The following is a 21,699-nucleotide window of genomic DNA, read 5'->3' as shown; positions in this document are numbered from 1 at the left end:
CTCTAGTTAAGTAACCACACGTTGCAGACAACCAGAGCAATGACGCTCCAGAACATCGCAAGCCCAAGGATAACGGCACTCCAGGCCTTACTTCTCAAAACCGGATCTATCTCAGTCTTGTCACGTTCCTGTGACATCGCATACTTCATATAATCGATATCACTAATCATTTTTTCACCACCAATCGTTAATAACAACTAAGTACAGATAAATCTTAATTATGGATTCAGTATTAATCCAGTGATTTTATCCCTCGGAAGATGAATTTCATCAATACTTTGATCGCGACGGGTATATTTGCAAATGTGGTAGGATGAGTTAACAAAAATTGTGATTCAGACGAGGTTTAGATATTCAATTATAGGCCATCATAGGATTTGGCATCCCCTTGAGGATGCCATTATTATTTGTACGCTTATTTTTCCGGTAACTTAATATCTTTGAACATCGCTTCAATATCTTCATTTGAACGCAATGCCACAGCGGTATCGACGACATCGCGCGTCAGATGTGGGGCGAAACGTTGAATAAAATCATACATATAGCTTCGCAGGAAGGTACTACGACGGAAGCCGATTTTAGTCGTGCTGTGGCTGAAAATATCGTTGGCATCAAGCTTGACCAGATCCGGATCGGAGACAGGATCTACTGCCATGCTAGCAATAACCCCTACCCCAAGGCCCAGGCGCACGTAAGTTTTTATTACATCAGCATCGGTTGCGGTAAAGACAATGCGTGGCGTCAACCCGGCACGGTTAAAAGCAGTATCCAGCTCGGAACGACCGGTAAACCCGAAGGTGTAGGTCACCAGCGGATACTGCGCCAGTTCCTCGATAGATACCGAACCTCGGGAAGCCAGCGGGTGCTCCGGCGTCACAACAACGGAGCGGTTCCAGTGATAGCAAGGCAGCATGACTAAATCATCATAGAGATGCAGCGCTTCGGTCGCGATAGCAAAGTCAGCATTACCTTTCGAGACTGCCTCCGCGATTTGCGTTGGCGAGCCCTGATGCATGTGCAATGAGACGCGCGGATAGCGTTCGATAAACCCTTTAATCACCCCCGGGAGCGCGTAGCGAGCCTGAGTATGAGTGGTCGCAACGTACAGCGAACCTTTATCAGGCCAGGTGTGTTCACCGGCGACCGACTTTATCGCATCCACTTTTGACAAGACTTCACGAGCAATGCGGATGATCTCCTGCCCGGCGGGAGTCACCTGAGTTAAATGTTTGCCGCTGCGGGCGAAAATCTGAATTCCCAGCTCATCTTCCAGCATGCGGACCTGCTTGCTGATGCCTGGCTGTGAGGTATACAGCCCTTCGGCAGTAGAGGAGACGTTCAGATTATGGTTAACAACCTCAACGATGTAGCGGAGCTGCTGTAGTTTCATGGCTGATATCCGATAACGCGTAAAATGAACCCGCTTAATACATTTTACGTTCAGGCGACTTCCTGGCAGGCAAGCAAGACCCTACCATCCCTGCGACTCGCCATGCTGGCGCCACAACGTATCCTGAAAACGATGATGTATAAGACGATTTGATAATAAAAAAGAGATTAGCTATAACCACTATATCATTTATATCTACAGTGTATAGATACTAACGAAAAATAATAAGCCGGTTATAAGGCGGGGAGAATACAGGATTAAATGTTGTAGATCAGTGACCTGTAATGTTAAAAAAGGGCCGCAATGCGGCCCTTCTTAGCGGTCATAGCGCTTACTTCTTCGCTTCAGTCCATTTGCCATCAATATAGAAGGCTGACCAGCCGGTCGCTTTACCGTCTTTCTCTGAAGCAACGTACTGTTGCTTAGTCTTACGGCTAAAACGCACCATTGTTTTGTTGCCTTCCGGATCCTGCTGCGGCGCATCGGCCAGATAACGCAGTTTCTCAGCCAGACGATCGCGGAAGCGATATAGCTCCTCCACTAACGGCGCGCGAGTTTCACGCGATTTAGGGAAGGTGTTCGCAGCCAGGAAAACACCTGCTGCGCCATCACGCAACACAAAGTAAGCGTCTGATTTCTCGCACGGGAGTTCTGGCAGCGGAACCGGATCTTCTTTCGGCGGTGCCACTTCCCCGTTACGCAGGATCTTACGCGTATTTTTACACTCATCGTTAGTACAAGCCATGTACTTACCAAAACGCCCCATCTTCAGGTGCATTTCGGAACCACATTTTTCACACTCAACGATCGGACCATCATAGCCCTTGATGCGGAACTCACCCTCTTCGATCTCGTAGCCATCGCAGGTCGGGTTATTACCGCAGACGTGCAGTTTACGTTTCGGATCGATGAGGTAGCTGTCCATCGCCGTGCCGCATTTCTGGCAGCGACGTTTAGCGCGCAACGCGTTGGTTTCGGCGTCATCACCTTCCAGCACGTTCAGCACTTCGTTTTCCGGCACCAGGTTGATGGTGGTCTTGCAGCGCTCTTTCGGCGACAGCGCATAGCCTGAGCAACCCAGGAAGACGCCGGTCGTCGCGGTACGGATGCCCATCTGACGGCTACAGGTCGGACAGTCGATGCTGGTCAGCACCATCTGGTTCGGCTGCATACCGCCCTCTTCAGGGTCTTTTTCTGCTTTTTCCAGCTGGTTGGTGAAGTCGCCGAAGAAGCTATCGAGCACCTTCTTCCACTCGGCTTCGTGGTTAGCCACCTGGTCAAGGCTGTTTTCCATCTGCGCGGTAAAATCGTAGTTCATCAGCTCGCGGAAGTTGGCTTCCAGGCGATCGGTAACGATCTCACCCATTTTCTCTGCGTAGAAACGACGATTTTCACTGCGCACATAGCCGCGATCCTGAATGGTCGAAATGATCGACGCATAGGTGGACGGACGGCCGATACCGCGTTTTTCCAGCTCTTTAACCAAAGAAGCTTCACTAAAGCGCGCAGGCGGTTTGGTAAAGTGCTGTGCCGGGAGCAGTTCAACCAGGCTTAAGCTATCGCCCTGTTTAACCACCGGCAGAACCCTGTCTTCATCGCCTTTGCGCAACGCTGGCATCACTTTCGTCCAGCCATCAAAGCGCAGCGTACGACCGCGCGCCTTGAGTTTAAAATCACCCGCTTTTACGGTCAGCGTGGTGGAGTCGTATTGCGCAGGCGTCATCTGACAGGCGACAAACTGGCGCCAAATCAGTTGATACAGTTTCTGCGCATCCGCTTCCATATCTTTCAGCGATTCCGCCACCACGTTCACGTCGGAAGGACGAATCGCTTCGTGCGCTTCCTGCGAATTTTCTTTGCTGGTGTACTGATTGGCGTTTTCCGGCAGGTATTTCTTGCCGAAATTATCGCCAATATAGCCACGAACCATATTTACTGCATCCTGACTCAGGTTGGTGGAGTCAGTACGCATGTAGGTGATGTAGCCCGCTTCATACAAACGCTGCGCCATCATCATGGTTTTCTTCACCCCGAAGCCCAGACGCGTGCTGGCCGCCTGCTGCAGAGTGGAGGTAATAAATGGTGCGCCAGGCTTGCTGCTGGTTGGCTTGTCTTCGCGCTCAAGGACGCTATAACCCGCTTTTTCCAGCAGGCTGACCGCCGCCATAGTTTCGTCACGATTGACCGGACGGAATGGCTTATCGGCTTTATGCGTTACCTGCAACGACAGCGCGTCGCCACCAGGCGTGGTGGTGTTGGCGTCAATTTCCCAGAACTCTTCCGGAACAAACGCTTTAATTTCGCGTTCGCGCTCAACAACCAGACGCACGGCAACGGACTGAACGCGGCCTGCGGACAGACCACGAGCAATCTTTTTCCACAACAGTGGAGACACCATGTAACCCACAACGCGGTCCATAAAACGACGCGCCTGCTGGGCGTTAACACGGTCAATATTCAGTTCGCCCGGCTTTTCAAAAGCCTGACGGATAGCATTTTTGGTGATCTCATTGAACACCACGCGACTATAGCGCTGCTCATCACCACCGATAACTTCCCGCAGGTGCCATGCAATGGCTTCCCCTTCGCGGTCAAGGTCGGTTGCGAGGTAGATGTGGTCGGCTTTTTCTGCCAACTGCTTGAGTTCCGCGACGACCTTTTCTTTACCCGGAAGTATTTCATAGTGCGCATCCCAGTCATGCCACGGGTCCACGCCCATACGATTGACCAGAGCACCACGTTCATCCTTCTTAGGCTTTTTAGCCCCTTTGGTGGCGGTAGAGTCGGCGCTCTTTTTGGAAGCTGAGCCACTGGTCGGCAAATCTCGGATATGACCGACGCTGGATTTCACCACGTAGTCATTACCCAGATACTTATTGATCGTTTTGGCTTTTGCCGGGGACTCAACGATAACGAGAGCTTTACCCATATTCACCTTTACCTAATTTGATTCATCCAGGAATACATCGCACATTGATTCACCATCCACTGGCGACACGTCACAACCTAATGTTGCGTCGTTGTCGATGGATATCAACCCTTTGCATTGGTTTCACATCCATAAAACCAGATTGCTGAGTTTGCTGGCTTTATCTTGCCAGGCGACATAGCACGAATAATTTTTGGCCGAATGTCAAGCAAATCTGCTGCCAGATCGCTGAAAGCGTCACACTGTACCTGATAAAATTCGTTACGCAACTTTATTAGCATGCAAAAGCAAATCCCGCCACTAAACTGATGTTTATTAGGCCTCTGCGATTCCCCCAACAAGATTAATGGAAAATTTGCCCCTCGCCGCGGTGCGGCGTAGACTACCGGCGAAGAACCACAGGAGGCATTTATGCAAGGTACAACCCAACCCATCGATCGCCAGAAGCTGCTTGAAAAAGCCAATAAACTCATCCGCGAACATGAGGATACGTTAGCCGGGATCGAGGCTACCGACGTCGTTCAGCGTAACGGCGTGCTGGTGTTCAGCGGCGAGTTTTATCTTGATGAGCAGGGTCTGCCAACGGCAAAAAGTACGGCGGTATTTAATATGTTCAAATACCTCGCACATGAGCTGTCTGATAAATATCACCTGGCAGATTAACCATTACCTGCCGGGCTAATACGACAACGCGAGGCTTAAGCCTCGCGTTGTTTTGTTTACATCAGCGGTTTTTGTCCGCGTTGCCACCATCGTAGCAGCAGTTTGTCGGCACTTTCAGCCGCGCTGCCGGTAAAGCGGTCGAGCATCTTCTTACGTTGTTGATAACGCACGCTGATGACCTCGTGCTTATCCATCAGTCCCAGCAGCAGTTCATCACTGGTTTCCACCTCGTCCACCAGGCCTTTTTCCAGCGCCTGAGTACCGTACCAATGTTCGCCAGTTGCCACCTGCTCAATATCCAACGAGGGACGCATCTGGTGAACAAAATCTTTGAACAGCCGATGCGTATCGTTCAGGTCTTCGCGGAATTTCTGTCGCCCTTCTTCGGTATTTTCGCCCAGCATCGTCAGGGTACGTTTGTACTGTCCGGCCGTATGCAGCTCAATGTCGATATCTTTGTTTTTCAGGAAGCGGTTGATATTAGGGATCTGCGCCACGACGCCAATAGAACCAAGAATGGCAAACGGCGCAGAGACGATTTTATTCGCCACGCAGGCCATCATGTAACCACCGCTGGCCGCTACTTTATCTACCGCTACCGTTAACGGGATCTGTTTATCACGAAGGCGTTGCAGTTGCGAAGCGGCAAGACCATAGCCATGCACCACGCCGCCGGGGCTTTCCAGGCGAATAACGACCTGATCCCGCGCTTTCACCGCTGCCAGCACCGCGGTAATTTCTTCACGCAGGCTGCTGACTTCATGAGCATCCATACTGCCTTTAAAATCCAGCACCCAAACGCGCGGCTTGCCTTCCGGCTCTGCCGTGCCCAACTTCGCGCGCGCCTTTGCCGCTTTTGCTTCCTGCTTAAGCTTTTTCTTTTGCCCTTTGTGCCACAGTTTTTGCTGTGGGACGTCGAGCAACGAAACCGCCAGCTCTTCCTTCATCTCCTTATATTGCTCGCTAAGATTGGTCACCCGGAGCTCACCGCGCTGCCTTTTGCGCTGAGTCAGGTTAACAATAATGGCGACGACAACCGCAATAGCGACAACAATGGTCGCGATTTTGGCCAAAAACAGGCCATATTGAGCAAGTAATTCCACGTTTTCACCTTGTGTAAAGCACTGACGTTGACGCACAGTGTACATCAGCCATCTGCGAGAAGTCTTTGTGCTTTGCGTCGCATGCGAGGCGCATTCCTGTTTTTTTCAGCGACGATGAAATCGTTGCAAGATATTAATTCCGCGAAGACTTTCCGTTTCACTGATTGCAATAGCAGGCGCTTTCAGGCATAAAGCGCAAAAGTAAGATACCGAATAGCCAGCGCGATCGTCAGCAGATCGCCCGAGGAGTCGCCGTGCATTATCAACCGCAACGTCACCTGTTACAGGACCGCATCATCCTGGTTACCGGCGCCAGCGACGGCATTGGCCGTGAAGCCGCCCTTACCTATGCTCGCTACAGCGCCAGCGTGATCCTGGTTGGCCGTAATGAAGAGAAGCTGCGTCGCGTCGCACAAGAGATTCAGCAAGCAGGAGGTATTCCTGCCCCCTGGTTCACGCTTGACCTGTTGACCTGCACGCCGCAGGAGTGCCAGCAGTTGGCGCAGAAGATTGCTATTCACTACCCGCGTCTTGACGGCGTACTGCACAACGCAGGTCTGCTGGGCGATATCTGCCCAATGGATGAACAAAAGCCGGACGTATGGCAGCAGGTGATGCAGGTGAACGTAAATGGCACCTTTATGCTCACTCAGGCATTGCTTCCTTTATTACTCAAATCTGAGTCCGGTTCTCTGGTCTTCACCTCCTCCAGCGTGGGTCGTCAGGGACGAGCGAACTGGGGTGCTTATGCGGCGTCCAAATTTGCCACCGAAGGCATGATGCAGGTGCTGGCTGAGGAGTATCAAAGCCGCCATCTGCGGGTTAACTGCATCAATCCTGGCGGCACGCGCACCAAAATGCGCGCCAATGCTTTCCCAACCGAAGATCCGCAAAAATTGAAAACGCCTGCCGATATCATGCCGGTTTATCTGTGGCTGATGGGCGACGATAGCCGTCGCAAGACGGGAATGACTTTTGACGCCCAACCGGGCCGCAAACCAGGAATCGCACAATGAGTGATGAACGCTACCGTGAACGCCAGCAGCGGGTAAAAGATAAGGTCGATGCCCGCGTGGCGTCAGCCCAGGAAGAACGCGGCATTGTGATTGTGTTTACCGGCAACGGTAAAGGCAAAACTACCGCCGCTTTTGGCACCGTTACCCGTGCCGTCGGGCATGGCAAAAAGGCCAGTGTTGTGCAGTTTATTAAAGGCACCTGGCCGAACGGCGAGCGCAATCTGCTTGAACCGCACGGCGTTGAATTTCAGGTGATGGCCACCGGCTTCACCTGGAATACTCAGGATCGCGAAAGCGACACAGCCGCCTGCCTCGCCGTCTGGGAACATGGGCGCAGAATGCTGGCCGATGAAAGCCTGGATCTCGTTTTACTGGACGAGCTAACCTACATGGTGGCCTATGACTACCTGCCGCTGGAAGACGTGCTGACTGCTCTGCGCAACCGCCCTGCGCATCAAACGGTCATTATTACCGGTCGCGGTTGCCATCGTGAAATTACCGAACTGGCCGATACCGTCAGCGAATTGCGTCCTGTTAAGCACGCGTTTGATGCCGGAATTAAGGCGCAGATAGGGATCGATTACTAAGCGTCAGCCGTTCAAGTAACGCATAATTAAGCGGCAGGCACAGGCAATCTTCCCCCATCGCCAGTTCGCTTTCGAGAATGTTTTGTCGCGAGACAAAGCGTTTACGATATTCGGTCGGCGTCACCCCACAGTATTTATTAAATGCGGCAATCAGGTATTTATGCTCCTGAAAGCCGCAACTGTGGCTGATATCGGTGATTGGCGTGCGGGTGTCGCGCAGTAGGGTGCGGGCTTTATTCAGCCGTACCAGCGTCAGATACTCTTTGAAATTATGCCGACTGACCTTTTTAAACAGCCGCGAAAACCATGAGTAGCTCATTCCGGTATGGCTGGCGACTTCGCTCAGGGTCAGCGGTTGGTCAAAATGCTGATTAATAAAATCAATGCCTTTCTTGATCATCGCCTCTTCACGCAGCGTACTTTCCGCTTGTTGCGTCGGCTTCCCGGCTGTCACTATCGCATCCAATAACAGATAAATCGCCGCGATGCGTTGAAAAGGCGGGTGGTTATCAATCAACCGCTCCAGTAATGCCGCCAGGCGTCGATGAACGTCGTTGTCAGTCGACGAATAAACCTGCCCGGAAGTGCACCAACTCAGCAGTGGAGAAGGATGTAGCTCATCAAACAGGCCGGGAGAAAACTGTACGGTCACCAGTTGGCTTCCCGTATCCTCCGCGCTAAGCGAGTGCACTTCTTCAGCGTTGATATACAGCATATCCCCCTGCGCCAGCTCCACGCTGTGCTGGCCGACGGAGACCGTAAATCGCCCCGCCAACACGGTAATCAGCTCCGGAGCCGGATGCCAGTGAGGTTCGCAGTAACGCACCTCGGCGGCAAACACGTTCAGCTTCTCTGCGTCAAAAGCAATCAGCTCATAGCCGCTATTTACCGTCTGCCGTCCGGTTTGCATCACTGCGCGAGAGTGAGTGACTGAAAAAGGGAACATGCGCAATCTCCTGTCGTTAGCCGTTAATTACGCCCCGCCAACACGGCGTTCAGCTCGTTGCGATCGATGTCCAACGCTAAAAACTCAGTCAACGCGATCAGCAGACCACAAAATAGGTCCGGTGCCAGGCGAATCAATTTTTCACGCACCTGATCCACCGGCAACTGGCTTTTATCAGCGATCAGACTCACTACGCGGGCAAAGGCCTCCGGCTGTTGGATCAACTGCTGGAGCGAGTTATCATCGCGCAGCGGCACATAGCGCGGCGGGCAGTCCACTGTAATTTCCGCACAAAGCGGCAGGTCGCGGGATGAGCTACCAACGCGGAGCTTCCAGAGACCCGGCGTCACCACCCAGTCCCCAAGGCCTGGATGGTAACAGGCCAGCTCGGCAACAGACAGTTGCAGGCTCACGCGACGAGTTTCCCCTGCGGCCAGTTCCACTTTACTGAACGCCTTCAATGCCTGCACTTCACGAATCAGTTCACCGTCAGGCGCACTCACATATAGCTGAACAACCTCTTTACCGGCGAATGCACCGCAGTTGGTCAGATCAAACGAAACGACGAGGGTCTCGTTTTCCTCTAATCGGGAGGCTGAGAGCGCGACATTATCGTAAACAAATCGGGTATAGCTTAAGCCAAAGCCGAACGGAAACAGCGGCGTCAGGCGGCGTTTATCGTAGTAACGATAACCGACAAAAAGCCCTTCTCCGTAGTGATGGCGTAGATTCTCTCCCGGATAGTGCAGCCATGCGGGGGTCTCTTCCAGCGAATTGGGAACCGTCACGGTTAATTTACCGCACGGGTTGCGCTGGCCAAAGAGAATTTCCGCCACCGCGCGGCCCATACCCTGCCCGGCGAAGAAAGTTTCCAGCAGCGCTTTACACTCACCAAGCCATGGCATGACGACCGCATCGCTGTTGGCCAGTATCACCACCACATTTGGCTGGACCGCCGCCACTTCCCGGATCAGCCGCTCATGAACCGGCAGAATATTCAGGTCCTGACGATCGCCATTCTCGCCATCTTCACCGACAGCGGTACTGACAAAGATCACCGCCACATCCGCCTCCTGCGCAACGGCGCGGGCCTGTGCCAAAGCCTGTTCATCACAGCGCAGATCGTCCGGGGCCCCCTCCGCCCAGGAGACGCTAAAATCATCCCCGGCAAGGTCAAAAATTTCATCCAGCGGACGATCCAGCAGATACGGCACGGTGGTTGCGCATCCGGAGCCCTGAATCACTGGCTCCTGCGCCGGCTTACCCAGCACCGCGATGCGTGGCGTCTTCCCTGGGCGCAGCGGCAGCAGATCATCTTCATTTTTCAGCAAGACGATAGATTCGGCTGCCAGTTGTTGCGCCAGCGCATGGTGCGCCGGAAAATCAGCGCGCGTTTGCGGGCGACGATGACGCCAGACTTTATCCAGAAGCGCCAACATTCGCTGACAGGCCCGATCCACGACTTCCATCGGTACCTCTCCTGATTCAATCGCCGCCAGCAGAGTTTGTTTATCGCGTCGGGTTTCCGGCATTGCCAGGTCGTTGCCCGCCATCAGCGAGGCCGGACGGTCCTTAATCCCGTACCAGTCGGACATCACCAGGCCGTCATACCCCCACTCATCGCGCAGCACCTGGGTGAGCAAAAACGGATCCTGGGATGTCTGCACCCCGTTAAGGCGATTGTAAGAGGACATCACCGTCCACGGCTGGGATTTCTTAATCGCGCGCTGGAAACCCGCCAGATAGATTTCGCGTAGCGCCCGCTCTTCAATAATCGAGTCCATTTCCGTGCGGCGGTACTCCGAGTTATTCGCTGCGAAATGTTTCAAACTCGCACCAACACCTTCCTGTTGCAGTCCGTTAATCAGCGCTGCCGCAATGTCGCCGCTGACTACCGGGTCTTCAGCGTAATATTCATAGCCGCGGCCCGCCAGCGGAGTGCGACGAATGTTGATGCCCGGGCCAAGTAGGATCCCAACGCCCATCTGCTGACACTCAGTCCCCAGCGCTTGCCCCATCTGATGTACCAACCCCACATCCCAACTACAGGCCAGGCTGGAGCCATTTGGAAAGCAGGTTGCCGGAAGCGAGGCGCTGAAAAGCGCCTCACTCCCCCCCTTCACTGCGGATTCTTCAGCGCTGGCCTGGTCTGCGGTCTGGGTGATGACCGAGATAAAGTCATCCATGCTCCACTTTTCACGGCCATCTATTTGCGCGCTACTGTAACGAACGCCGTAAGTACCGTCCGTCATAACGATATCTGCAATACCATGCTGTGGTAGAGAAGCCGTGCGCCACAGGCCGCTACCAGTCAGCAGCGCCACTTTGTCTTCCACGCTCATCGCGGCGAGGGTCGTGTTAAAATCGTTATTCATCTCTCTGGCTCCCTGAGGTTAAAGCGCGTTCTGTTGTTTACGCAGGCTGATTTTTTGCACAATATCGCGATAGGTTTTTTCATCCAGCGAATAGCAGGCGACAAATATTGCGCTTAGCGCAAACATCGCACCGGGAAATATCGTCATCAAAATATTAATGCCATCGATTGCGCTGCTCGAAATATTGCCGGCATCATAATGATAATAATCCAGCATCCACCCTGCGCAGCCGCCGCCAATCGCCATCGCTATTTTGGTGATAAAATTAAAGAAGCCATAAATTGCGCCTTCAGTCCGCACACCATGGTGCCACTCAGCATATTCAACAGTATCGGCAATCATTGACCACATGGAAACAAACCCCATCCCTAACGTAATACTGTACAAGCATACCCCGGTCATGATCAGCCAGATATTGTTGCCGGCAATAAAATATTGCATTAGCACACCGAAGATACCAATCAGCAGCGCAACCAGCGTCATTTTCTTCTTACCGATCAGCGCAATGACTTTTTCCGAAATAACGGTACCTACGATATAGGCCGCTGACTGAATCATAAAGAAGGTTGAGGTAAACCCTTCATTACCGATAATATATTTAATAAAGTAGATCGCTATTGCCATCCATACGGTATAGGCAATATAGAAAAAGACGGTAAACAGCGACAAGTTAATCAGCGGTGTGTTACCTGCCACCGCGCGGAGCATTTCCCTTAACGTCGGCGCAGGCGTCTCCTCTTCTTCACCTACCCGTTCTTTAGTCATCCCAAAGCAGGCAAGAAACAAAAAAGTCGCCAGCAGAGCGAAGCAAGAGACCGCAAAAACGTAGCCCAACTGCTTATCGTCAAACGGTGAAATCAGCATATCTGCAGTCGTTGAAACAATCAGATAGCCGACAATCGCCAATACAAAGCGGTATACCGACAGCGATGAGCGGGACGCTTCATGCTGAGTCAAACGGTTTGTTAACGCTGAGTATGGCGTGTTCACCGCCGTATATGCCAGACAGTAAATAGTATAAGAGATCAACGCAAAATAGAATTTCGCCTCGCCACCAAAAGGCACAAAACACAATACGGTTAAAAAACCGAGCGGTATTGATCCATATAATAACCATGGACGTAATTTGCCATAGCGGCTATGCGTTTTATCGATAGCAAAACCAATCAAAATATTAAAAATGGCATCAATAACGCGAGCAATAACAAAAATCAAACTCGCCTGCACTGCGCTAATGCCGTAAATGTTAGTATAGAAATATAATAAGAAAAGTGAAACAAAGCCGAATGATAAATTAGAGGCAAAATCACCAAAGCCGTAGCCTATTTTTTCTTTCACGCCGATAACCACATAGCTTGCCGATAGTTTTCCTGCTGTATCCATTTTTGGCTACCCGTTTATGTAATCAGTGGCGTCAGTATATGGCGTTGGCTGGCACAGCGCTTTGCGTTATTTGTCCGGGAATTTCCCGTTTTTTGTCTTTATGCAGAAGTGTGAAAGATATCACAGGCGGGAGAAAATAAAGCGAGAATTCCGGCGGTTACCCGCCGGAACGAAAGTCATTAACCGTTACCGTTATTACGGCTGCTGGAGCGACGGCTATTATTGTTATTGCCGACCTGGCTGTGGCGCTTAACCGCACGGCGAATTTGGTTCGCTTTCATGCGACGACGATCTTTCTCGACTGCCACTTTTGAGGTGGTTTCCGGCGTCAACTCCACCAGCTCACGCAGGTAGTTGGTTTGCGCCAGATCCAGCTCGGTATAGCCGCCGCGAGGCAGGCCTTTCGGCAGCGGAATATCGCCATAACGAACGCGGATCAGACGGCTAACCTGTACGCCAACGGCTTCCCACAAGCGGCGAACTTCACGGTTACGCCCTTCGGTCAGCGTCACGTTGTACCACTGGTTAATCCCTTCACCACCGGTGAATTTGATGGTTTTAAACGCCGCCGGACCGTCTTCCAGCTGTACGCCACGAGACAGTTGACGAAGCTTATCTTCATCAACCTGACCAAACACGCGCACGGCGTATTCACGTTCAACTTCACGGCTCGGATGCATCAGGCGGTTTGCCAGTTCACCGTCGGTGGTGAACAGCAGCAGACCGCAGGTATTTACATCCAGACGACCCACGGCAATCCAGCGCGCGCCGCGCAGTTTTGGCAGACGATCGAATACCGTCGGACGCCCTTCCGGGTCGTTACGGGTACACAGCTCGCCTTCTGGCTTGTAGTACGCCAGAACGCGACAGATTTGTTCCGCAGACTCTTTCACCGAAATCAGGTGACCATCGATACGAATTTTTAAACCAGGGACAATTTCAACGCGATCGCCAAGGGTGGCGATTTTGCCATCGACGCTGACGCGGCCAGCTTCAATTTTAGATTCAATTTCACGGCGGGAGCCGTGGCCAGCGCGGGCCAGCACTTTTTGTAATTTCTCGCTCATTGAGCATCCTTAAGGTGTCGCCTTCCCAGGCGTCTGGTATACTTCGAAAAACAAGACGCTTTCAAATTATGAGCTAACGCCATGTTCTGTATATATATTTTGCATCCAGGCATGTCATGTTCTGCGCCGTTTTAACGGCCACAATAGAGACATGCCTTCTCGCGTGGGCGAACATGGTACACGAACTTTAAGATGAATGCTTCTTTGCGTTTCATGTGGCCGCGCTTTTCCACCAGGATACAAACAATCCTTATCAATTATGATTCATGCTGACGGATTTTCCTGTGGCCGAAAAGGCAGGTCATCAGGCTTTCGGGACATAGAGGCGTTGAAGTTCATCATTGCGGGTCAGTGCCTGCTCGGTTGCGGCCCCGTTTCATCAATAACACTAATGATTGTATTGCCATTTATAATTTTTAGGATTATTCTCAATTCACATTTCGTTTTACCCCCTTTGGGATTCATTATTCAATTAAAAACAAAAAGTCTGGAATGAGCTCAAATACCCGGTCTAATTTTAAAAATGAGTTTTGAAAATGAAAAACATTGAACACCTCAAACTTCGTGATGTGTGTTACGCCAAAATAAGAACATGCAATAACGATGAAATGATAATCAAAATTTCCGACATAAACATGGTGGTTGCACAAGGTGATATTTGCATTATTTCATTAAGAAATATGCCATCACCGGTAAAACTAAGAAACAAACTCTCTGAAATTGAATCGTTGCTCAATATGACTCAGCATACCGTCATCCCTTGCGTTGATGCAGCCCACGCTGGTTCAGACGATACATAATCACAATAAAGTCACAATCTATACCCTAAATAATTCGAATTGCAGGACAAGGCACTCGTGCCTTGAACAGCGCTTGCGCTGGCCCCGAAGGGGCGAGGCCGAAGGCCGAGTAACGCGGCAAGGAAGAGACAAATTCGTCAGGAACGAATTTGAACAGCCGAAGGCTGCCTCTGGTGAGGGACAAGGATGTCCCTCATTACATCCCCAGGAGCTTACTGAAGTAAGTGACTGGGGTGAACTGACGCAGCCAACACACATGCAACTTGAAGTATGACGGGTATATACATTTAATCATGAAGGGGCTTAAGGCCCCTGTCATTTCATAAAAAATCACGGTTCAGGTTAATTTTAAACCCTCTGCTACTGCGTCATAAAAACACACATATTATTTAATCTCGCACCTATTATAATTAATAGTTTCTATTATTAACCTGTCGATAAAAATACACACATTCCATTCAAGTAAGAAAAGACAGCTTCAGCGTACCAGGGAAAATATTACCATCCGCCTCCGCCGCCACCGCCTGCACCGCCGCCGGAGAATCCTCCGCCGCTGCCGAAACCGGAAACACTAGAGGCCCCAATGCTCAAATGTGCCTGCAAGGATAATAACACCCCGGATCTGGCTATCTCCGGCTCCTTAATCGCCGCCGCCAGGGATGGAGCCAGGCGATTGGCCCACTCCTTACCCAACCCTGCGGCCACCGCCCAGCTAAGCAATGAAATATCCAGGTAACGGGACTCGCCTTTGCGCCGTCGTCCGCTGTACGTCGCGGCCTCCAGACGTTCCAGATAGTGGATAACTCCCCAAGCCTGGGCAAAGCGCTGCTGGCCTGATTGCGTAAGCTGTGGAAGCAAGCAAAAGCCCAGCGTGGTGATATAACCGGTCAGGCACCAGGCGCTGAAGTATCCGGCGGGCATGTACCATTGAAAGAGCGAAAAGCCCATTTTTGCCCATAGAAACAGAAAAATCAGGCCACCACCGATAAGCGGAAAGAACAACGTTGCCAGTAAACTCTTACGAATCGGTTTGCCGAGATCGCTCTCATCCACCAGGCTCACGCCGCTAAAGAGAAGCGGAATAACGAAGAAAAGGCCCGCAAACCAATCCGCAGTTAAAGTTTTGGCCGTCCAACCCAGACTCTGCTGATTAGCGAGAAACTGAGTCGCAAATATCGCCACAATCCCACACAACAGGAAGCTCAAAGGCCGATATCCCGCGTCCTTATGCTGCTGACGATAGTGTTTCTCCATCCGCATAAAAGCTTTACGCAGCGTTCTATTGCAGCGCCCCTTGAGCACCACCTTATCACCCTTGCGGAACAACAGATCCATCAATAGCTGCTCTTCCTGGGTCGGTATATCGCTTTTTCTGCTCGCCCCCGAGTGAACCCTCACCAGACATTGCTGCGTTTTGTCACCCGACATGCTCTCCAGCACCACCCGCCCCTTCACAATCAGGTTAGTCACATCAGCACAAAAGCCTTTATCGTCGTAGGTCTGCTTTGCCGCCATGCGCAGATAACCGGGTGAAAACTCCGTGGACATTGACGTCAGCTCCGGCACGTCAACCGGGGTAAAGCGAGGTCTGCGTAACCATAAAAACAAGAAATAACCCGCCAACAACCCGCAGGGGATCCAGACGATCAACGACGATAGTGTGGGGATAAAAAGATGCGGGAGAAGATGAGTCGCCTGCGGCTCTGCGGCATCAGGCAACAGCGCCCGAGGCCAGCGATAGAGTACGGTAAAATCCTGCTGGTAGAAGGGTTCGTGGGATTCAATGCGCCCGTCCGGCAGAAGGTGACCATTCTTTAACCTTTCGCCATAATCGCCGGTAAAAAAGTCGATATGCTTAAACGGATCCCCTTGAGCATCCGCCAGCTGCAGCGCGAAGCGAACCTGGTATATTTCGAACGACCAGCTATCGCCGGTGACGTTCCAGATTAGCATGTCATCATCGCCATCACGAATAAACGCGTTGCTAACCTGATAGTGCACCTGGTAGCGATAGTTACCTTCTGGCAGAAGAGTCTGTTCATCCCCCACGACGATTCTCATGGTCCCCCTGCGCCAGCGAAGCTGCCAGGGTTCAGGTTTGCCGTCACGGGTCACGCCGATAACATGATATGTCAGCAGGGCCGCGTTGCCGTCCGGTCGCACCCACATGCGCGGAAGATCGCGAAAAAAGCCGTGTTTAATCTGTCTGTTGCGCGCCTGGAAGTGAATGTTTTCTTGCACATCCAGCACGCCATCCGGGCGCATAGTGGCCTGGACGTCAAACAGAGAAATAGCCTCTGTCGAGGGGGATAAAATATCTGAACGCGCATGGCTGAACGGAGCACTGAACAGCCATAGCAAAAGAAAGAACCGACACATCAATGTCCATTTCATCACTATTCCTTCCGTGGAACAATTGGGAGATTACAAGAACGGCTTCACATCCCCTACGCCTTCACGCACCACCACCGGCGCATCTTCGGTAAGATCGATAACCGTGGTCGGCTGCTGGCCCAGATAGCCGCCGTGAATAATCAGATCCACCTGTTTCTCAAGGCGATCTTTGATCTCTTCCGGGTCAGATTCGGTAAACTCGCTTCCCGGCAGCATCAGTGAGGTTGAGAGCATCGGCTCGCCGAGGGTTTCCAGCAGCATCTGCGCAATCGGGTTCGACGGCACGCGCATACCGATAGTTTTACGCTTTTCCTGCAGCAAACGACGCGGCACCTCTTTGGTCCCTTTGAGGATGAAGGTGTAGTTACCCGGCGTGTTATTTTTAATCAGCCGGAACGCCACGTTATCAACGAATGAATAGGTCGACAGCTCGGATAGATCGCGGCACATCAGGGTAAAGTTATGGCCGTTTGGCAAATCACGGATACGACAAATCCGCTCCATCGCACCTTTATCTTCAATTTTGCAGCCTAATGCGTAACCAGAGTCGGTCGGATATACGATAACCCCGCCTTTACGCACAATTTCCACCGCCTGGTTTATCAACCGCGCCTGCGGGTTTTCCGGATGGACATAAAAAAACTGGCTCATACTTCCCTCTCAATTTTGTTCTACGGCCACTTCCCAACTACGCCAGATCCCTTCTACGCCAGCGGGTAGCCAAAGTTTACGGCCCAGCTCGATCCACGGACAGGGCTGATGGAAATCAGACCCCTGGGAGGCGAGGAGGCCAAACTGCACGGCGTAAGCAGCAAGCTGCGCGCGCTCGTGCGGTGCCTGCTGGCATTGAGCAACTTCCATCGCATCGCCGCCCTGCTCACTAAAATGGGCTAACAATCTTTTCAGCCACTTGGCAGAGAGGTCGTAGCGCCCGGGATGGGCAATAACCGCTTTGCCGCCAGAATGATGAATGACATCAATCGCTTGTTTTATTGTACACCACTGTGGCGGAACGTAACCGGTTTTCCCGCGCGCGAGATATTTCTTAAAGACGTCAGCAATATTGTTCGCATAACCCCCTTCGACCAAAAAACGGGCGAAATGGCCGCGCGTCACCGCCCCGCCGTCGGCCAGTTTCAGCGCCCCTTCCCAGGCACCGGGGATCCGAGCTTTATCCAGCCGTTCTGCAATCAGCTGAGCCCGCAGCTGGCGGCGCGCTTTCTGTTCATCAAGTAACGCGGTCATCGCCTGATGGGTAATATCAATATTCAGCCCGACAATGTGAATCTCGTGGTTTTCCCACAGCGTGGAAATCTCCACGCCATTTATCAACGTTAGCGGTAAACCTGCGCGTTCAATTTCCGCTTTGGCTACGGGGATCGCAGCCACGGTATCATGATCGGTAATCGCCAGGGTGCCGACGCGCATCTGGTGAGCGCGATGAACAAGTTCTTGTGGAGTCAGTCGCCCGTCGGAGGCGATGGTATGGCTGTGCAGGTCGTAAATCACTGCGTAGTTGGTGTTGCTCAAGATGACTCCTGCTGGACATAAACCTGTACCCGTCATACTTTAAGTGACAGGAAAGTTGGCTGCGTTTCGGTGATTCAAATTATGGATAATCTCACCAGGCGCATCATCATACCGACTCACCGATAAAATCTGCAAACAGGGGTTGACTTTACACCTCCGGACTAGTTAACTAGTACGCAAGTTCACATGAAGGGGTATCAACGATGAAAACGCAATTTATCACTCTGCACGGCTGGTGGCGTAGCTCCTGTTATCGGGCGGCGTGATCGCGTTTTGCACTCAGCATACAGATACCCGGCCCGCCAATGAGCGGGCTTTTTATTGGACAAATTATTATACCGAACAGGCGAGAACAATAATGCAAACATCAAAACCGGCACTCGAGCTTCTCACCAGCGACGCCATCTATCGGGAAAACCCGACGGCGTTATTCCACCAGCTATGCGGCGCGCGTCCGGCCACCCTGCTGCTGGAATCCGCGGATATCGACAGTAAGGATGATTTAAAGAGCCTGCTGCTGGTGGATAGCGCGCTGCGCATTACCGCATTAGGTGACACCGTCACTATTCAGGCACTCTCCGCTAACGGCGCGGCGCTGCTGGATTTGCTGGATAACACTCTGCCTTCGGGTATTGATAATCAGCACCAGCCAAATGGGCGAGTGTTAACATTCCCTCCTGTCAGCGCACTGCTTGATGAAGACGCCCGCTTATGTTCATTATCGGTATTTGACACTTTCCGCCTGTTGCAAGAGCTGGTTACCGTGCCGCAGGACGAGCGCGAAGCCATGTTCTTCGGCGGACTGTTTGCTTATGACCTGGTCGCCGGCTTCGAAAACCTGCCGCCGCTGGAAAGCGATACTGCCTGCCCGGATTACTGTTTCTATCTGGCTGAAACGCTGCTGGTTATCGACCATCAGACCAAAAACACCCACATCCAGGCGAGCCTGTTCACCCCGCTGGAAAGTGAAAAACAGCGTCTGCTACAGCGCATCGCCCAGCTTCGTCAGCAATTGAATGAGCCGCCTGCGCCGCTGCCGGTGACAACGGTTGCCGAAATGCGCTGCGACTGCGATCAGAGTGATGAAGAATACGGTGCCGTGGTGCGTAAAATGCAGCGCGCCATCCGCGCAGGTGAAATTTTCCAGGTGGTGCCATCGCGCCGTTTCTCGCTGCCCTGCCCGTCGCCGCTCGCCGCTTACGATGTGCTGAAGAAGAGTAACCCCAGCCCGTATATGTTCTTTATGCAGGATAACGAGTTCACCCTATTCGGCGCATCGCCGGAAAGCTCGCTGAAATATGACGCCGCCAGCCGCCAGATTGAGATCTACCCGATCGCCGGAACCCGCCCGCGTGGTCGCCGCAGCGACGGTTCGCTGGACCGCGATCTCGACAGCCGCATTGAGCTGGAGATGCGCACCGATCACAAAGAGCTTTCCGAACACCTGATGCTGGTTGACCTGGCGCGTAACGACCTCGCCCGCATCTGCACGCCGGGCAGCCGCTACGTGGCCGACTTAACTAAAGTCGACCGCTACTCCTTTGTGATGCACCTCGTCTCCCGCGTGGTTGGCGAGCTGCGCAACGATCTCGACGTGCTGCACGCCTATCGCGCTTGTATGAATATGGGCACGTTGAGCGGTGCGCCTAAAGTACGCGCAATGCAGCTTATCGCCGCCGCTGAAGGCAAACGCCGCGGCAGCTACGGCGGCGCAGTGGGTTACTTTACCGCCCACGGCGACCTCGATACCTGCATCGTGATTCGTTCAGCTTACGTGCAGGATGGCATCGCCACAGTACAGGCCGGTGCCGGTATCGTGCTCGACTCCGTTCCCCAATCTGAAGCGGATGAAACCCGTAATAAAGCCCGCGCGGTGCTGCGCGCTATCGCCCAGGCCCATCACGCGAAGGAGATTTTCTAATGGCCGACATTCTGCTGCTCGATAATATCGATTCATTTACCTATAACCTGGCAGACCAATTGCGTTCGAACGGCCATAACGTGGTGATTTACCGCAACTCAGTCCCGGCGCAGGCGCTGATTGAGCGTATCGGCACCATGAAAAACCCGGTATTGATGCTCTCTCCCGGTCCGGGCACGCCGAGTGAAGCAGGCTGCATGCCTGAACTGCTGACCCGACTGCGTGGTAAGTTGCCGATTATCGGCATCTGCCTCGGTCATCAGGCCATTGTCGAAGCTTACGGCGGTTACGTCGGACAGGCCGGTGAAATCCTCCACGGTAAAGCATCAAGCATTGAACATGATGGTCAGGCGATGTTTGCCGGGTTGACTAACCCACTGCCGGTTGCGCGCTACCACTCGCTGGTCGGCAGCAATATCCCGGCAGGGTTGACGATCAACGCCAACTTTAACGGCATGGTGATGGCGGTGCGCCACGATGCAGATCGCGTTTGCGGTTTCCAGTTCCATCCTGAGTCGATTCTGACCACCCAGGGTGCACGCCTGCTGGAACAAACGCTGGCCTGGGCGTTGCAGAAGCTGGAGCAGACCAACACTATCCAGCCAATTCTGGAAAAACTGTATCAGGCCGAGACCCTGAGCCAGCAGGAGAGCCATCAGCTGTTCTCCGCAGTGGTGCGCGGCGAAGTCAAGCCCGAGCAGCTGGCCGCTGCGCTGGTCAGTATGAAAGTGCGCGGTGAGCATCCGCAGGAAATTGCCGGGGCCGCTACCGCGCTGCTGGAAAACGCCGCGCCGTTCCCGCGCCCTGATTATCTGTTTGCCGATATCGTTGGTACCGGCGGCGATGGCAGCAACAGCATCAATATTTCGACCGCCAGCGCCTTTGTTGCCGCCGCCTGTGGCCTGAAAGTAGCGAAACATGGCAATCGCAGCGTTTCAAGTAAATCAGGCTCATCTGACCTGCTGGCGGCCTTCGGTATTAATCTCGATATGAATGCCGATAAATCCCGCCAGGCGCTGGATGAGATGGGCGTCTGTTTCCTGTTCGCACCGAAGTACCACACTGGTTTCCGCCACGCGATGCCGGTCCGCCAGCAGCTCAAGACCCGCACCCTGTTTAACGTGTTGGGGCCGCTGATCAACCCGGCACACCCGCCGCTGGCGCTGATTGGCGTTTACAGCCCGGAACTGGTGCTGCCGATTGCGGAAACCCTGCGCGTACTGGGCTATCAGCGTGCTGCCGTGGTCCACAGCGGCGGCATGGATGAAGTATCGCTCCATGCGCCGACGGTGGTCGCTGAACTGAACAACGGCGAAATCATGAGCTATCAGCTGACCGCCGCCGACTTTGGCCTGACGCCTTACCATCAGGAACAGTTGGCTGGCGGCACGCCGGAAGAAAACCGTGACATTCTGACACGCTTACTACAAGGTAAAGGTGAAGCCGCTCATGAAGCCGCCGTCGCCGCCAACGTCGCCATGTTGATGCGTTTACATGGGCACGAAGATCTGAAGGCCAACGCACAGCACGTCATCGAAGTCCTGCACAGCGGAGCGGCCTATGACAAAGTGACCGCATTAGCGGCAAGAGGGTAA

At 52.8% G+C, this 21,699-nt stretch carries 17 protein-coding genes and 1 other annotated feature; of the genes, 6 read left to right on the top strand and 11 right to left on the bottom strand.

The window, feature by feature from the left end; genetic code table 11:
* Positions 1–2: 2 nt before the first annotated feature.
* The 3 genes from QVF11_RS27620 to topA all read right to left on the bottom strand — a co-directional run bounded on the left by QVF11_RS27620 (position 3) and on the right by topA (position 4,319).
* A complete protein-coding gene (locus QVF11_RS27620) occupies positions 3–170 on the bottom strand; it encodes a YmiA family putative membrane protein (RefSeq protein ID WP_110273500.1) in 168 nt (55 codons plus the stop codon).
* A gap of 245 nt (positions 171–415) precedes the next feature.
* Positions 416–1,390, bottom strand: coding sequence for an HTH-type transcriptional regulator CysB (gene cysB, locus QVF11_RS27615; RefSeq protein WP_110273501.1), 975 nt, complete (start codon positions 1,388–1,390; stop codon positions 416–418).
* Positions 1,391–1,721: 331 nt separating this feature from the next.
* Positions 1,722–4,319, bottom strand: coding sequence for a type I DNA topoisomerase (topA, locus tag QVF11_RS27610; protein WP_142514237.1), 2,598 nt, complete (start codon positions 4,317–4,319; stop codon positions 1,722–1,724).
* Between the two features lie 411 nt (positions 4,320–4,730).
* On the opposite strand from topA, the gene QVF11_RS27605 reads away from it, so the two are divergent.
* Positions 4,731–4,982 (top strand): YciN family protein, encoded by a 252-nt coding sequence (locus QVF11_RS27605; RefSeq protein ID WP_112216481.1) that lies wholly within the window; start codon positions 4,731–4,733, stop codon positions 4,980–4,982.
* A gap of 56 nt (positions 4,983–5,038) precedes the next feature.
* Here the strand turns inward: QVF11_RS27605 and sohB are convergent, their stop codons facing one another.
* Positions 5,039–6,085 carry a protease SohB gene (gene sohB / locus QVF11_RS27600; protein ID WP_142514236.1) on the bottom strand — a complete coding sequence of 349 codons (1,047 nt, stop codon included), beginning with the start codon at positions 6,083–6,085 and terminating at the stop codon, positions 5,039–5,041.
* A 254-nt stretch (positions 6,086–6,339) separates the two neighbouring features.
* On the opposite strand from sohB, the gene QVF11_RS27595 reads away from it, so the two are divergent.
* A complete protein-coding gene (locus QVF11_RS27595; RefSeq protein WP_110273503.1) occupies positions 6,340–7,101 on the top strand; it encodes a YciK family oxidoreductase in 762 nt (253 codons plus the stop codon).
* Positions 7,098–7,688: a cob(I)yrinic acid a,c-diamide adenosyltransferase gene (gene cobO, locus QVF11_RS27590; RefSeq protein ID WP_112216478.1), complete on the top strand. Its 591-nt coding sequence runs from the start codon at positions 7,098–7,100 to the stop codon at positions 7,686–7,688. Before QVF11_RS27595 ends, cobO begins: the two co-directional genes overlap by 4 nt.
* Here cobO and QVF11_RS27585 read toward each other — a convergent pair.
* The 4 genes from QVF11_RS27585 to rluB form a co-directional block, all read right to left on the bottom strand.
* Positions 7,660–8,634 (bottom strand): helix-turn-helix transcriptional regulator, encoded by a 975-nt coding sequence (locus tag QVF11_RS27585; RefSeq protein WP_112216477.1) that lies wholly within the window; start codon positions 8,632–8,634, stop codon positions 7,660–7,662. The genes cobO and QVF11_RS27585 overlap by 29 nt on opposite strands.
* Positions 8,635–8,657: 23 nt before the next feature.
* The gene (locus QVF11_RS27580) at positions 8,658–11,009 is read right to left on the bottom strand and encodes a beta-glucosidase family protein (RefSeq protein ID WP_287860956.1); all 2,352 of its coding nucleotides are present in this window, start codon (positions 11,007–11,009) and stop codon (positions 8,658–8,660) included.
* 18 nt (positions 11,010–11,027) lie between these two features.
* Positions 11,028–12,392 carry an MFS transporter gene (locus tag QVF11_RS27575; RefSeq protein WP_287860954.1) on the bottom strand — a complete coding sequence of 455 codons (1,365 nt, stop codon included), beginning with the start codon at positions 12,390–12,392 and terminating at the stop codon, positions 11,028–11,030.
* A gap of 179 nt (positions 12,393–12,571) precedes the next feature.
* Positions 12,572–13,459 carry a 23S rRNA pseudouridine(2605) synthase RluB gene (gene rluB, locus QVF11_RS27570; protein ID WP_110273507.1) on the bottom strand — a complete coding sequence of 296 codons (888 nt, stop codon included), beginning with the start codon at positions 13,457–13,459 and terminating at the stop codon, positions 12,572–12,574.
* A 536-nt stretch (positions 13,460–13,995) separates the two neighbouring features.
* Between rluB and QVF11_RS27565 the strand changes: the two genes are divergently transcribed.
* The gene (locus tag QVF11_RS27565; protein WP_112216474.1) at positions 13,996–14,259 is read left to right on the top strand and encodes a hypothetical protein; all 264 of its coding nucleotides are present in this window, start codon (positions 13,996–13,998) and stop codon (positions 14,257–14,259) included.
* 498 nt (positions 14,260–14,757) lie between these two features.
* Here QVF11_RS27565 and QVF11_RS27560 read toward each other — a convergent pair whose 3' ends face one another.
* The 3 genes from QVF11_RS27560 to rnm are packed head-to-tail and all read right to left on the bottom strand — an operon-like array spanning position 14,758 to position 18,183.
* Positions 14,758–16,653, bottom strand: a complete 1,896-nt coding sequence (locus QVF11_RS27560) for a DUF2207 domain-containing protein (RefSeq protein WP_287860951.1) — start codon at positions 16,651–16,653, stop codon at positions 14,758–14,760.
* Positions 16,654–16,683: 30 nt separating this feature from the next.
* On the bottom strand, positions 16,684–17,304 hold the full coding sequence (locus QVF11_RS27555) for an L-threonylcarbamoyladenylate synthase (protein WP_110273510.1): 621 nt from the start codon (positions 17,302–17,304) through the stop codon (positions 16,684–16,686).
* A 9-nt stretch (positions 17,305–17,313) separates the two neighbouring features.
* Entirely contained in the window at positions 17,314–18,183 is an 870-nt protein-coding gene (gene rnm, locus QVF11_RS27550; RefSeq protein ID WP_287860948.1) for an RNase RNM, read from the bottom strand.
* A 227-nt stretch (positions 18,184–18,410) separates the two neighbouring features.
* Positions 18,411–18,506 (top strand) — a sequence feature (Trp leader region).
* A 35-nt stretch (positions 18,507–18,541) separates the two neighbouring features.
* Between rnm and QVF11_RS27545 the strand changes: the two genes are divergently transcribed.
* On the top strand, positions 18,542–20,104 hold the full coding sequence (locus QVF11_RS27545) for an anthranilate synthase component 1 (RefSeq protein ID WP_287860946.1): 1,563 nt from the start codon (positions 18,542–18,544) through the stop codon (positions 20,102–20,104).
* Entirely contained in the window at positions 20,104–21,699 is a 1,596-nt protein-coding gene (gene trpD, locus QVF11_RS27540) for a bifunctional anthranilate synthase glutamate amidotransferase component TrpG/anthranilate phosphoribosyltransferase TrpD (protein WP_287860944.1), read from the top strand. The genes QVF11_RS27545 and trpD overlap by 1 nt, the downstream gene beginning before the upstream one ends.

This window comes from Klebsiella sp. (assembly GCF_027492335.1).
Taxonomy (GTDB): Bacteria; Pseudomonadota; Gammaproteobacteria; order Enterobacterales; family Enterobacteriaceae; genus Klebsiella; species Klebsiella huaxiensis.
The sequence above is the reverse complement of the archived record's forward strand: the minus strand, read 5'-3'. Positions and strand labels throughout refer to the sequence as shown.